This is a genomic window from Pseudomonas sp. GM49 (assembly GCF_000282355.1).
In the GTDB taxonomy this organism is placed as follows: Bacteria; Pseudomonadota; Gammaproteobacteria; order Pseudomonadales; family Pseudomonadaceae; genus Aquipseudomonas.
Window position 1 is genome coordinate 1 of sequence record NZ_AKJL01000166.1, and the last position, 13,365, is coordinate 13,365.

10 protein-coding genes and 1 pseudogene are annotated in these 13,365 nt (G+C 61.8%); 9 read left to right on the top strand and 2 right to left on the bottom strand.

Annotated elements, in window-relative coordinates; all coding sequences use genetic code 11:
- Nucleotides 1–163 (top strand): annotated as a pseudogene (locus PMI29_RS13655) (transcriptional regulator); the annotation flags it as partial.
- 197 nt (nucleotides 164–360) lie between these two features.
- Here the strand turns inward: PMI29_RS13655 and PMI29_RS13650 are convergent.
- Both PMI29_RS13650 and PMI29_RS13645 read right to left on the bottom strand, forming a co-directional pair.
- Entirely contained in the window at nucleotides 361–1,659 is a 1,299-nt protein-coding gene (locus tag PMI29_RS13650) for an ATP-binding protein (RefSeq protein WP_007998638.1), read from the bottom strand.
- A 4-nt stretch (nucleotides 1,660–1,663) separates the two neighbouring features.
- Nucleotides 1,664–2,365 (bottom strand): response regulator transcription factor, encoded by a 702-nt coding sequence (locus tag PMI29_RS13645; protein ID WP_007998639.1) that lies wholly within the window; start codon nucleotides 2,363–2,365, stop codon nucleotides 1,664–1,666.
- 294 nt (nucleotides 2,366–2,659) lie between these two features.
- Here PMI29_RS13645 and PMI29_RS13640 point away from each other — a divergent pair, with 294 nt between their 5' ends.
- The 8 genes from PMI29_RS13640 to PMI29_RS13605 all read left to right on the top strand — a co-directional run bounded on the left by PMI29_RS13640 (nucleotide 2,660) and on the right by PMI29_RS13605 (nucleotide 13,277).
- Nucleotides 2,660–3,817: an efflux RND transporter periplasmic adaptor subunit gene (locus PMI29_RS13640; RefSeq protein WP_033052416.1), complete on the top strand. Its 1,158-nt coding sequence runs from the start codon at nucleotides 2,660–2,662 to the stop codon at nucleotides 3,815–3,817.
- Between the two features lie 15 nt (nucleotides 3,818–3,832).
- A complete protein-coding gene (locus PMI29_RS13635) occupies nucleotides 3,833–6,931 on the top strand; it encodes an efflux RND transporter permease subunit (RefSeq protein WP_007998641.1) in 3,099 nt (1,032 codons plus the stop codon).
- Between the two features lie 192 nt (nucleotides 6,932–7,123).
- Entirely contained in the window at nucleotides 7,124–7,765 is a 642-nt protein-coding gene (locus PMI29_RS13630; RefSeq protein ID WP_007998643.1) for a DUF1345 domain-containing protein, read from the top strand.
- Nucleotides 7,766–7,917: 152 nt separating this feature from the next.
- A complete protein-coding gene (locus PMI29_RS13625; protein WP_007998645.1) occupies nucleotides 7,918–8,943 on the top strand; it encodes a LacI family DNA-binding transcriptional regulator in 1,026 nt (341 codons plus the stop codon).
- A 171-nt stretch (nucleotides 8,944–9,114) separates the two neighbouring features.
- Nucleotides 9,115–9,897 carry a sugar phosphate isomerase/epimerase family protein gene (locus PMI29_RS13620; RefSeq protein ID WP_007998647.1) on the top strand — a complete coding sequence of 261 codons (783 nt, stop codon included), beginning with the start codon at nucleotides 9,115–9,117 and terminating at the stop codon, nucleotides 9,895–9,897.
- Nucleotides 9,890–10,876: a sugar kinase gene (locus tag PMI29_RS13615; protein ID WP_007998650.1), complete on the top strand. Its 987-nt coding sequence runs from the start codon at nucleotides 9,890–9,892 to the stop codon at nucleotides 10,874–10,876. Before PMI29_RS13620 ends, PMI29_RS13615 begins: the two co-directional genes overlap by 8 nt.
- 103 nt (nucleotides 10,877–10,979) lie before the next feature.
- Complete coding sequence (locus PMI29_RS13610; RefSeq protein ID WP_007998652.1) at nucleotides 10,980–12,278, top strand: MFS transporter; 1,299 nt, start codon at nucleotides 10,980–10,982, stop codon at nucleotides 12,276–12,278.
- A gap of 21 nt (nucleotides 12,279–12,299) precedes the next feature.
- The gene (locus tag PMI29_RS13605) at nucleotides 12,300–13,277 is read left to right on the top strand and encodes a 2-hydroxyacid dehydrogenase (protein ID WP_007998654.1); all 978 of its coding nucleotides are present in this window, start codon (nucleotides 12,300–12,302) and stop codon (nucleotides 13,275–13,277) included.
- Nucleotides 13,278–13,365: the final 88 nt, after the last annotated feature.

A 13,365-nucleotide genomic window follows, 5' to 3' on the forward strand; every position in this document is an offset into this window, starting at 1 on the left:
CCGCTCCAACAGCGGCAGCCGCCATTTCGCCCGGGAACAGCGGCGCGAGCTGAACATCGTGTATTGGGCCGACATGGAACACGCCTGGATGCTGATCGGGCATCAGCCGATGGCGGATCTGGAGGAGATGGCCAGGCTGTTGCGCACACGCTTGAGTGTCTGATTCTGTGTAGCAGCTGCCGAGCCTGCGAGGCTGCGTTCGAGGACGCAGTCCTCGCAGCCCCTGAGCGTGCGGTTTACCTGAGTCTACGACTGCTTCGCAGCCGAACGCTGCCTCGCAGGCTCGACAGCTGCTACGGATTTGATTTGCCAGACACGGGGTCATCGAAGCGCTGAAGTACGTGAGAGTTAACCGCAGATTCAAACCAACGTCGGCAACCACAAGCGAAACCGCGCCCCGCCCAGCGGTGAGGCCTGCACCGTCAGCGTGCCGCCCTGGGCCTCCAGTGCGCGGCGGCTGATCGCCAGTCCCAGACCGAAGCCGCCCGTGGCGCGGTCACGACTGCGGTCGAGGCGGTAGAACGGTTCGAAGATCCGCTCGCGCTCGTCATCCGGAATGCCGATGCCGTCATCGTCGACCCGGATTTCACAGCCGTCGGCATAGACCTGCACACCGATCTGAATACGCTTTTCACAGTAGCGCATGGCGTTGCGCAGCAGGTTTTGCAGGGCGCGGGCGGTCAGGCGCGGGTCCAGGCTGAAGCGTTCGAACTGGCCGTGAAGCAATACGTCGATGACGATGTCCGGGGATTGTTCGTCGTCGATGCTGCCCAGAATGCTGTCGATGAATTCGTCAAGCGACACCTCGACTTGCTCCGGAACCCGCGCCGGGTTTTGCAGGCGGCTGTAGGACAGCAGTTCCAGCACCAGTTCATCGAGCTCACGGATGTGATCGACCAGCCCTTGCAGGCGTTCGCGGCTGGTGGCCGGCAAGTCGTCGGACAGGGCCAGCGCCAGGCCAAAATCCAGCCGCGTCAGCGGTGTGCGCAGTTCATGGGAGACTGCGTTAAGCAGATCGCGTTGCTGGTTCAACAGGTTCTCGATGTCGCCGGCCATGGTGTCGAAGACGTTGGCCAGACTGCCGATGTTGGAACTCGGGGCAATCTGCGTGCGCTCGCTCAAGTGGCCCTTGCCGAAGCGTTCCGCCGCGCTTTTCAGGCGTTCCAGGTCGCGCCAGTGCGGGCGCAACCACAGCAACAGGCACGCGAGCATGGTCGCGCCGATCAGCACGTTGATGCTCCAGTACAACAGGCTGACGTCCATCGGGTCCGGCGGCACGACCATTTGCACCACGCTGCGCTCGTTCAGTGGTGCCACTGCCAAAGTGCGCCAGCCCCAGTCGCCGATCCGCACCACGTTCTCGCCGCGCTGCAATCGCTGCTGCTCATCAAGGGAAAAATCCGCATCGTCGTTGCCGCTAAGGACGATGTGCAGCGGATGAAACTCCTTGTCCATGTCTGCGGCCAAGGCCGGCCATTGTTCGGTCGGCACGTCCTTGAACTGTTTGACGATCAGGGTTTGCAAGCCTCGGGAGTAATCGAGGTTGTAGGTAATGAAGCGCTCATGAAAGACCTTGATCACCAGATCCGGCACCAGATAAATCGCCGCGCTGAACGAGACGATGGTCACCAGGTACAAACGAAAGAGGATTCTGAACATCGGTTCAGCATTCCCACTCGGAACGGCTGAACAGATAACCCTTGCCCCACACGGTCTTGATCTTGCGCGCCTCGCCGGCGTGGTCGTCGAATTTGCGCCGCAACTTGGAAATCGCCACGTCCACCGAACGGTCGGTGCCGTTGAATTCGATGCCGCGCAGGCGTTGCAGGATCTGGTCGCGGCTCAGCACTTCTCCGGCATGTCGGGCCAGTACCACCAGCAGGTTGTACTCACCGCTGGACAGTTCCACCAATTGCTCGCGCCAGGTCACGGTGCGTTCGGACAGGTCGATGCACAGGTTGCCCATCAAAATGCGGTCATTGACAGTCTGCGGCTCGCTGAGGCTGCTGCGACGCAACAAGGTCCGCACCCGGGCCAGCAGAACCCGCGGTTCGCAGGGCTTGGTCACGTAGTCGTCGGCGCCCATTTCCAGGCCCAGGACCTGGTCGTGGCTGTCGTCGCGGGCGGTGAGCATCAGGATCGGCAAGGTCGCCGAATCGGCACGCAGCAGGCGACAGACTTGCAGGCCGTCAAGGCCTGGCAGCATCAGGTCGAGGATCACCAGATCCGGCGGATTGAGTCGTGCACGTTCGCGCACATGATCACCGCGGCCGATCACGCTGACGGAATAACCGTTGCGTTCCAGGTAGCTGGCAATCAGTTCGGCGAGGGCGGTGTCGTCTTCGACCAGGAGGATGTTGGGCATTGGGTGTTTCCAGAAAAAAGCAGTGGCGTCTGTGCCTGCCTCTTCGCGGGCAAGCCCGCTCCCACAGGGATTTGATGTGGACACACTCTCTGTGAACACCACTGACCACTGTGGGAGCGGGCTTGCCCGCGATGAGGCCGGAACAGGCGCAATAAAATTCAAGGACTGAAGGATATACGCCCTCACTCGTCTCTGAGTAAAACCCTTACACAATTTCACACAGCACCAACAAAGCTTCACCGCTACCCTCGCCTTCGCCCGGTAGGATGCCGGGAGTCTTTAATGGGGTATTACATGTCGAAGAATCTGCTTGCCAGGCTCAGTCTGATTGCACTGGCGTTGACACTGGCTGCGTGTGACAAGTCCTCGAACGCCGAGGAGCAGGCGCCGTTGGCCACGGTGCGCATCGAAACCATCGAAGCGCAGCCACTGACCATCAGCAGCGAACTGAGCGGGCGGATTGCCGCACCGCGCATGGCCGAAGTGCGTGCCCGCGTGGCCGGCGTGGTCTTGCAGCGGACCTTCCGTGAAGGCAGTGATGTGAAGCAGGGCGATGTGTTGTTCCGCATCGACCCGGCGCCGTTCAAGGCTGACCTGGACAGCGCCGAAGCGGCGTTGCGCAAGGCCGAGGCCAACGCGTTCCAGGCCAGATTGCAGGAACAGCGCTACGCCCAGTTGATCGACGACAAGGCCATCAGCGGTCAGGATTACGACAATGCCCGGGCCAACGCACGGCAGACCGCCGCCGACGTCGCTGCCAACAAGGCAGCGGTGGAGCGCGCCCGGTTGAACCTCGGCTACGCCACCGTCACCGCGCCGATTTCCGGGCGTGTCGGTCGGGCGCTGGTCACCGAAGGTGCGCTGGTCGGGCAGAACGAAACCACGCCGCTGGCGCTGATTCAGCAACTGAACCCGATTCATGCCGACCTGACCCAGTCCACCCGCGAACTCAACGAGCTGCGCCGCGCCTTCCGCTCCGGCCAGTTGCAGCAGGTCGGCCAGGACCAGGCCAAGGCCACGCTGATTCAGGATGACGGCAGCCTCTACCCGCTGCCGGGCAAAATGCTGTTCAGCGACATCAGCGTCGACCCGGGCACCGGTCAGATTATCCTGCGCAGCGAGTTCCCCAACCCCGACCTCGACTTGCTGCCCGGCAGTTTCGTGCGCGTACGCCTGGAACAAGCGGTCAACCGGCAGGGCATCAGCGTGCCGCAGCGGGCCATCCAGCGCGACAGCGCCGGCATCGCCCAAGTGCTACTGCTCGACGCTGAACAGAAAGTCGGGCAGCAACCGGTCGAACTGGGTGCCGTGCAGAATGATCGCTGGATCGTCACCGCTGGCCTGAAAGCGGGCGACCGCATCGTCATCGAGGGCTTGCAGCACGCCCGCGTCGGCGAAAAAGTACAGATCGACGACACCCCTCTTCCACTTGCCCAGGTGACTGGTCAGTAAGCAGGACGCTTTTTTATGCCGCAGTTCTTTATCGACCGCCCGGTGTTCGCCTGGGTGGTTGCCCTGTTCATCCTGCTGGCCGGTGCGCTGGCCATTCCGCAACTGCCGGTGGCGCAATACCCCGATGTCGCGCCGCCGCAGATCGAAGTCTACGCCGTGTATCCGGGCGCTTCGGCGCAGACCGTGGACGAGAGCGTAGTCAGCCTGATCGAGGAAGAGCTCAACGGCGCCGATCACCTGTTGTATTTCGAATCCCAGAGCAGCCTGGGCAGCGCCACCATCAAGGCGACTTTCCAGCCCGGCACCAACCCGGAACTGGCACAGGTCGATGTGCAAAACCGCCTGAAAGCCGTGGAGTCACGCCTGCCACAAGCGGTGACCCAGCAAGGTTTGCAGGTGGAGAAAGTCTCCTCCGGCTTCCTGCTGTTGATCACCCTGACGTCCAGTGACGGCAAACTCGACGACGTAGCGCTCAGCGATTACCTGGCGCGCAACGTGATGAACGAGATCAAGCGTCTGGACGGTGTCGGCAAGGCACAGTTGTACGGTGCCGAACGGGCGATGCGGATCTGGATCGACCCGCAGAAACTGCTCGCCTTCAACCTGACGCCAGCGGATGTCAACACCGCCATCGTGGCGCAAAACGCCCAGGTGTCGGCTGGCAGCATCGGCGATCTGCCGACCCGCACCACCCAGGAAATCACCGCGACCATTCTGGTCAAGGGCCAGTTGTCGACCCCCGAAGAGTTTGCCGACATCGTCCTCAAGGCCAACCCGGACGGTTCGACCGTGCGCATCAGCGATGTGGCGCGGGTCGAGATCGGTAGCCAGGAATACCAGTTTTCCACGCGCCTGAACGGCAAGCCGTCCACCGCCGTCGCCGTGCAGTTGTCGCCCGGAGCCAATGCGCTGAACACCGCGACCCTGGTGCGGGCGAAGATGGATGAACTGTCGCGCTATTTCCCGGCGAACGTCGAATACAAGATCCCGTACGACACCTCGCCCTTCGTCAAAGTGTCGATCACCAAGGTCGTCTACACCCTCGGCGAGGCCATGCTGCTGGTGTTCGCGGTGATGTTCCTGTTCCTGCAAAACATCCGCTACACGCTGATTCCGACACTGGTAGTGCCGGTGGCGTTGATGGGCACTTTTGCCACGATGCTGGCGCTCGGGTTTTCGATCAACGTGTTGACCATGTTCGGCATGGTGCTGGCCATCGGCATTCTGGTGGACGACGCCATCGTGGTGGTGGAGAACGTCGAGCGGATCATGGCCACCGAGGGCTTGTCGCCCAAGGACGCCACGCGCAAGGCCATGAAGCAGATCACCGGAGCAATCATCGGTATCACCCTGGTGCTGGTGGCGGTGTTCATTCCGATGGCCTTCATGCAGGGCTCGGTCGGGGTGATTTACCAGCAGTTCTCGCTGTCGATGGCCACCTCGATCCTGTTCTCGGCATTCCTCGCCCTGACCTTGACCCCGGCCTTGTGCGCGACGTTGCTCAAGCCGATTGCCAAAGGCGAGCACCATGAAAAAACCGGTTTCTTTGGCTGGTTCAACCGTCGCTTCGAGCAACTGACCGGGCGCTATCAGGGCTGGGTCGCCTATGCACTGAAACGCAGCGGGCGCTTTCTGCTGATCTACGGCGTGCTGCTGGTAGGGCTGGGGCTGTGCTTCAGTCGCCTGCCCTCGTCGTTCCTGCCGGTGGAAGACCAGGGTTACACCATCACCGACATTCAACTGCCACCGGGTGCGAGCAAGAACCGCACGGTGCAGGTGGCCGAGCAGGTTGAAGCGCACAACGCCGGGGAACCGGGTATCCGGGACAGCGTGGTGATTCTCGGTTTCAGTTTCTCTGGCAGCGGGCAGAATGCGGCGCTGGCGTTCAGCACGCTGAAAGACTGGTCCGAGCGGGACAGCGACGATTCGGCCGGCTCGATTGCCGACCGGGCCAACGTCGCCCTCAGCCAGATCAAGGACGCGGTGACGTTTGCCGTATTGCCGCCGCCTGTCGATGGCCTCGGCACCTCCAGCGGATTCGAGTTCCGCCTGCAGGATCGTGGCGGTCTCGGGCATGCGAAATTGATGGAGGCCCGTACCGCGTTACTCGCGGCGGCCGAAAAAAGCCCGATCCTGATGAACGTGCGCGAAAGCGCCCTGGCCGAAGCACCGCAGGTGCAACTGATCGTCGACCGCAAGCAGGCCAACGCGCTGGGTGTGTCCTTTGCCGACGTCGGCAACGTGCTGTCCACGGCCGTAGGCTCGGCCTACATCAACGACTTCCCCAATCAGGGGCGGATGCAACGCGTCGTGGTGCAGGCCGAGGGCGACCAGCGCAGCCAGGTGGCTGACCTGCTGAAGATTCACGTGCGCAACACCCATGAAAAAATGGTGCCGTTGTCAGCCTTCGTGCACGCCACGTGGACTCAGGGCCCGGCGCAGCTGACCCGCTACAACGGCTACCCGGCGATCAGCATTTCCGGTGAGCCGACGCCTGGCCACAGCACCGGTGAGGCCATGGCCGAGATCGAGCGGTTGGTGGCGCAAGGCCCCGCCGGCCTGGGCCAGGAATGGACCGGGTTGTCGTTGCAGGAACGTTTGTCCGGAAGCCAGGCGCCGATTCTGCTGGGGCTGTCGCTGTTGATCGTGTTCCTGTGCCTGGCGGCGTTGTACGAGAGCTGGTCGATCCCGACCTCGGTACTGCTGGTGGTGCCACTGGGCGTGCTCGGCGCGGTGCTGGCCGTGACCTTGCGCGGGATGCCCAACGATGTGTTCTTCAAGGTCGGGCTGATCACCATCATCGGCCTGTCGGCGAAGAACGCGATCCTGATCATCGAGTTCGCCAAGAGCCTGTACGACGAAGGCCACGACCTGATCGACGCGACCCTGCAAGCAGCACGCCTGCGGTTGCGGCCGATTGTCATGACCTCGCTGGCGTTCATCCTTGGCGTGGTGCCGTTGGCGATCGCGACCGGCGCCAGTTCGGCGAGCCAGCAGGCCATCGGCACCGGGGTGATCGGCGGGATGATCACGGCGACGTTGGCGGTGGTGTTTGTGCCGGTGTTTTTTGTGGTGGTGATGAAACTGGTGCGCAAACGCCATAAAACTACCTGACCCAACACCAGTCCCTGTGGGAGCGAGCTTGCTCGCGATGGCGATGTGTCAGTCGACGACTGCGTTGACTGTCAGCCCGCTATCGCGAGCAAGCTCGCTCCCACAAGGGGACTTCATCGGTTTCGAGGCTGTGGTCACAACTGACAACCCTGGGCTAAGGTGTTTGCATAGCCCCAACCCCATCGAGCCTCCATGTCCTTCCTCACCCACACCCACCCTCGCCTGTCCGCCGCCATCCTGCTGGGCATCGCGGTGGGCATTCTGGCTCCGGCCGATTCGCCGATCAGCAAGATCCTCTTCGGCTGGAATGCCGGCGTCTGGATCTACCTGTTGCTGATGTTCTGGCTCACCGTGCGTTCGAAAGCGACTGACGTAAAACGCATTGCCGAAATCGAGGACGAAAACGCCGGGCTGGTGCTGGCACTCGTGTGCATCGCGGCACTGGCCAGCCTGGCGACCATCACCTTCGAACTGGCGGGCAGCAAGGACCTGGAAACCACGCGCAAACTGTTGCACTACGGCTTCACCGCGCTGACGGTGATCGGCTCGTGGCTGCTGATCGGGGTGATTTTCAGCGTGCATTACGCGCGACTGTTCTACACCTGGAGCGGCAAGGAGCCGGCATTGCGCTTCGCCGAGGGATTGACGACGCCAAATTACTGGGACTTCCTGTACTTCTCGTTCACAGTCGGCGTAGCGGTGCAGACCTCGGACGTAGGCGTGGCGACCCGGGAGTTGCGCAAGATTGTACTGGCGCAATCGTTGATCGGTTTTCTGTTCAACACGGCCATCCTTGGATTCTCGATCAACATTGCCGCCGGGCTGTTCAACTGACAACTGCACAAACGTTCCAGTCATCGTCCTGAATCCGCCCCTCGGTATAAATCGACTCAGGGGCTTGACGAGGCATTTGGTTTTGGTGTCTCCTGAAACCGGTTTCAGCGCAATGCGCAAACCTCATAAATCCAATAAGAAGGTTTCAGACCGTGAACGATTTCTCCGCCGCCCAGCGCAGCCGCGTGACCATGCTCGACGTGGCCGAACACGCCAAGGTATCCAAGGCCAGCGTTTCGCGGTTCATCGGCGAAGACCGCGCCCTGCTCTCCGATGCCATTGCCCAACGCATCGAGCAGGCGATTGCGGAGTTGGGCTATCGCCCGAACCAGATGGCCCGTGGCCTGAAGCGCGGGCGTACCCGCCTGATCGGCATGCTGGTGGCCGATATCCGTAACCCTTATTCGATTGCCGTGATGCACGGGGTGGAAACCGCCTGCCGTCAGCACGGCTACAGCCTGGTGGTGTGCAACACCGACCGCGATGATGAGCAGGAACGCCAACACCTGGCCTTGCTACGCTCGTACAACATCGAAGGCCTGATCGTGAACACGCTCGGCCATCACCGTGACGAGTTGCACGAACTGCACCGGGAAATGCCCCTGGTGCTGGTGGACCGCAAGGTCGAGGACCTTGAGAGCGACATGGTCGGGCTGGACAATCCGGCAGCCGTCAAGATGGCCATCGTCCATCTTGAACAACGCGGTTATCACGACGTGCTGATGGTGACCGAACCCTTTGACGGCACCAGTTCGCGGATCGAGCGGGTCAGCAGTTTCAAGGCGCAGATCGCACAGCGCCCGACGCTCAACGGGACGATCATCGAAACCGGCAGCGAACTGACCGCACAACTTAAAACCTTTCTCGACACGCCCGGCCCTGGCCCGAAAGCACTGTTTTGCGCGAACGGGATTGCGGCGCTGGCCTGCACCCATGCGTTGCGTGAGCTCAAGTGCAAGCTGTTCGAGGATGTGGGTCTGATTGCTCTGGATGATCTGGATTGGTATCCGTTGGTGGGTAGCGGGATAACCGCGCTGGCCCAGCCGACCACCGAGATTGGCGCCAGTGCGTTCGAGTGTTTGCTCAAGCGGTTGCGCGGGGATGACGGGGCGGTGAGGACTCTGGATTTTTCGGCGCGGTTGATTGTTAGAGGGTCGACCCTTGGAATTTCTCGGTGAATGTTCCGGCCTCATCGCGGGCAAGCCCGCTCCCACAGGAGTCTCAGGGGTACACAACATTTGTGAACGAGAAAAATCACTGTGGGAGCGGGCTTGCTCGCGAAGGGGCCATCAAGATCACCCACTATTTTTTTGAACAAAAATGAAACCGGTTTCAGAGGTAAAACAACAATGAACAAACCAGCCGTTTCCATCAGCCTCTCCAGCTACGGCGCCGACCTCGTGCGCCAACGCGGCCAAGGCAGTTTCATCGAAATACTGGCCGCCGCCGGCGCCACGCGCATCGAATGGCGCGAAGAATTGCTGACCGGCGAAGTGCCCGCGCAACTGGCGGAGGCGACCCAGGCCGAGGGTCTGGAAAGTGTCTACTCCTCACCGATGGAATTGTGGCTGGCCGGCCAATCGAAACCCAACGCCGAGCTGATCGCCGCCTTGCAACGTGCCCGGGCCTTCGGCGCAAATTGGCTGAAAGTGTCGCTGGGCTATTTCACAGACAACTGCGACCTGCAGGCCCTCGCCCGCATGCTCGGGCAAAGCCCCGTGCAGTTACTGGTGGAAAACGACCAGACCTTGCACGGTGGTCGCATCGAGCCGTTCCAGCGTTTTTTCGCGGACGTCGAACAGCACAAGCTGCCGATCAAAATGACCTTCGATATCGGCAACTGGCACTGGCAGGACCAGTCCGCCGCCAGCGCCGCGCGGCTTCTCGGACGCCACGTCGGTTATGTGCACTGCAAAGCGGTCACCCATCGCGCCGATGGCAAGCTGGTCGCCATCCCGCCGGCCGCCAGCGACTTGCAACAGTGGGAACACCTGCTGAGGCACATGGCCCAAGGCGTTATGCGGGCAGCGGAATATCCGCTGCAAGGCGATGACCTGGTGCAACTGACCCGCGAACATGTGGCCGCCCTCGCTCACCTCGGCCAATGGCAGTTGGAGAGCGCTCATGTCTGAGATCGATATCCTCTCGTTCGGTGAAACCATGGCGATGTTCGTCGCCGAGCAGGCTGGCGACCTGGCCGAGGTCAGCGCTTTCCACAAACGCATCGCCGGGGCTGACAGCAATGTTGCGATCGGTTTGTCGCGACTGGGGTTCAAGGTGGCGTGGTTGAGCCGGGTCGGGGCCGATTCGTTGGGTCGGTTTGTGGTCGATACCCTGGAAAAAGAAGGCCTGGATTGCCGTCACGTCGACATCGACACTGCCCACCCCACCGGTTTTCAACTCAAGTCCCGCACGGATGATGGCAGCGACCCCTCGGTCGAGTACTTCCGACGCGGCTCTGCGGCCAGTCACCTGTCGTCGCACTCGATCGTCCCCGAATTGCTCAAGGCCCGGCACCTGCACGCCACCGGCATCCCCCCGGCGCTGTCGGAAACGGCCCGGCAGATGTCGTTCGAATTGATGACCCGCATGCGCGATGCCGGGCGCAGCGTGTCCTTCGACCCGAACCTGCGTCCCGGCCTGTGGGCCAGCGAGCAACAAATGATCACCGAGATCAACCGCCTCGCCGCCCTCGCCCATTGGGTGCTACCTGGGTTGAGTGAAGGTCGCTTGCTGACCGGTTTTGAAGACCCGGCGGACATCGCCGCGTTCTACCTCGACCAGGGCGCCGAAGCCGTGGCGATCAAACTGGGGCCGCACGGTGCTTATTACCGCACGCACCTGGATGCCGGTTTCGTCGCCGGGGTGCCGGTGGAAACGGTGGTCGATACGGTGGGCGCCGGCGATGGTTTTGCCGTGGGCATGATCAGCGCACTTCTGGAAAACCATAGCTTTGCCGACGCCGTGAAGCGCGCCAACTGGATTGGCAGCCGTGCGGTACAGAGTCGGGGGGATATGGAGGGGTTGCCTACCCGATCCGAAATGGTCAGCGAATTTGAGACCGCCATCGCGAGCAAGCTCGCTCCCACAGGGGATTTATGTCGAACGTAGATCCAATGTGGGAGCGAGCTTGCTCGCGATGAGGCCAGTACAGGCACTGAATAACAACCCGTTACCTGCTGCGACAAAAACAACAAGCTCAGGAGCACCACTCATGAAAACCGCAACGCTCGCCACCCGCCGCTGGTGGTACATCATGCCCATCGTGTTCATTACCTACAGCCTGGCGTATCTGGATCGTGCCAACTACGGCTTTGCCGCCGCCTCCGGGATGGCCGCCGACCTGATGATCACGCCGGGCCTGTCGTCGATGCTCGGCGCGCTGTTCTTCCTCGGCTACTTTTTCTTCCAGGTGCCTGGCGCGATCTACGCGCAGAAACACAGTGTGAAGAAGCTGATTTTCGTCAGTCTGATCCTCTGGGGCAGCCTCGCGACTTTGACTGGTATCGTCTCCAACGCCTATTGGCTGATCGTCATTCGCTTCATGCTCGGCGTGGTCGAGGCCGCGGTGATGCCGGCGATGCTGATCTACCTGTGCCACTGGTTCACCCGCGCCGAACGCTCGCGGGCCAATACCTTCCTGATTCTCGGCAACCCGGTGACCATGCTCTGGATGTCGGTGGTGTCGGGGTATCTGGTGCAGCACTACAGCTGGCGCTGGATGTTCATCGTCGAAGGTTTGCCGGCAGTGCTCTGGGCTTTCATCTGGTGGCGTCTGGCCGATGATCGTCCGTCACAAGCCAAGTGGCTCAACGATCAGGAAAAGCAGGATCTGGAAAGCGCACTGGCCGCCGAGCAGGTTGGCATCAAGGCCGTGAAGAACTACGCCGAAGCTTTCCGCTCGCCGAAAGTGATCATCCTGGCCTTGCAGTTTTTCTGCTGGAGCATCGGCGTCTACGGCTTCGTGCTTTGGCTGCCGTCGATCCTCAAGGCCGGCGCGCAGATGGACATGGTCCAGGCCGGCTGGCTCTCCGCGTTGCCGTACCTGGCGGCAGTGATCGGCATGCTGTTGGTGTCCTGGGGTTCGGACAAGCTGCAAAAACGCAAACGCTTCGTCTGGCCGCCGCTGCTGATCGCGTCGATTGCGTTCTACGGCTCCTATGCCCTGGGGGCCGAGCATTTCTGGTGGTCCTACACGCTGCTGGTGATTGCCGGCGCCTGTATGTACGCGCCCTACGGCCCGTTCTTCGCGATCATCCCGGAAATCCTCCCGGCCAACGTTGCCGGTGGCGCCATGGCGCTGATCAACAGCATGGGCGCCCTCGGTTCGTTTGGCGGCTCTTATCTGGTCGGCTACCTGAACAGCTCCACCGGCTCGCCGGGTGCGTCGTACCTGTTGATGAGCGGCGCGTTGATGTTCTCGGTGGTACTGACGATTTTCCTCAAGCCCGGCGCCAGCGACCGGGAGCGGCCCACGACTACTGTAGTGCGCACCGCCACAGCCCATTCCTGAATTGATGTCGAGATGAACACCATGAAAAAACAGGTCGTCCTGTACAAGAAACTCTCGCCGCTGTTGATGGCGCGCCTGCAAGAGCAGACCGAAGTGACGCTGATCGACAACCTCGACAGCGAAGGCCTGGCCAAGCTGCGCGACGCCCTGCCCCGCGCCCACGGCCTGCTCGGCGCCAGCCTGAAACTGGATGCCGGACTGCTCGACCTGGCGCCGAACCTTGAAGCCATTGCCAGCGTTTCGGTGGGCGTCGACAACTACGATATCGACTACCTGAGCGAGCGGCGCATCCTGCTCAGCAACACGCCGGACGTGCTCACCGAAACCACCGCCGACACCGGTTTCGCCTTGATCCTGGCCACGGCCCGGCGCGTCGTGGAACTGGCGAACCTTGTTCGCGCAGGCGGATGGCAGCGCAACATCGGCCCCACGCATTTCGGCAGCGACGTGCATGGCAAGACCCTGGGTATCATCGGCATGGGGCGCATCGGCGAGGCACTGGCCCAGCGCGGACATTGCGGTTTCGGCATGCCGGTGATCTATCACAGCCACTCGCCGAAACCGGCGGTGGAGCAGCGTTTCAATGCGCAGTACCGGACCCTGCCCGAACTGCTGCAACAAGCGGACTTCATCTGCCTGACGCTGCCACTGACCGCGGATACCGAAGGCCTGATCGGCGCCGAACAGTTCGCCCTGATGCGCCCGCAGAGCATCTTCATCAACATCTCCCGGGGCAAGGTGGTGGACGAAGCGGCGCTGATCGAGGCGTTGCGTGCCGGGCAGATTCGCGCGGCGGGACTGGATGTTTTCGAGCGCGAGCCGTTGAATCCCGACTCGCCACTCTTGCAGCTGGACAATGTGGTAGCGACACCGCACATAGGCTCGGCGACCCATGAAACGCGGGAAGCCATGGCCAGCTGCGCGGTGGACAATCTATTGGCGGCGCTGGCAGGTGAGCGGCCGGTGAACCTGGTGAATGGGGCGGCGTGGCAGGGTTGAGGAAGTTAGATAATCCTCTATCGGATGGTCCAATAACCCCCGGCCCCGTACCGCATCCCCTGTAGCAGCTGGCGAAGCCAGCTGCTAC

Bases quoted from the DNA above. Each gene is read 5' to 3' on its own strand.
- PMI29_RS13645 (WP_007998639.1), bottom strand. From the start codon at position 2,365: ATGCCCAACATCCTCCTGGTCGAAGACGACACCGCCCTCGCCGAACTG.
- PMI29_RS13630 (WP_007998643.1), top strand. From the start codon at position 7,124: ATGTCCTTCCTCACCCACACCCACCCTCGCCTGTCCGCCGCCATCCTG.
- PMI29_RS13620 (WP_007998647.1), top strand. From the start codon at position 9,115: ATGAACAAACCAGCCGTTTCCATCAGCCTCTCCAGCTACGGCGCCGAC.
- PMI29_RS13615 (WP_007998650.1), top strand. From the start codon at position 9,890: ATGTCTGAGATCGATATCCTCTCGTTCGGTGAAACCATGGCGATGTTC.
- PMI29_RS13650 (WP_007998638.1), bottom strand. From the start codon at position 1,659: ATGTTCAGAATCCTCTTTCGTTTGTACCTGGTGACCATCGTCTCGTTC.
- PMI29_RS13635 (WP_007998641.1), top strand. From the start codon at position 3,833: ATGCCGCAGTTCTTTATCGACCGCCCGGTGTTCGCCTGGGTGGTTGCC.
- PMI29_RS13610 (WP_007998652.1), top strand. From the start codon at position 10,980: ATGAAAACCGCAACGCTCGCCACCCGCCGCTGGTGGTACATCATGCCC.
- PMI29_RS13605 (WP_007998654.1), top strand. From the start codon at position 12,300: ATGAAAAAACAGGTCGTCCTGTACAAGAAACTCTCGCCGCTGTTGATG.
- PMI29_RS13640 (WP_033052416.1), top strand. From the start codon at position 2,660: ATGTCGAAGAATCTGCTTGCCAGGCTCAGTCTGATTGCACTGGCGTTG.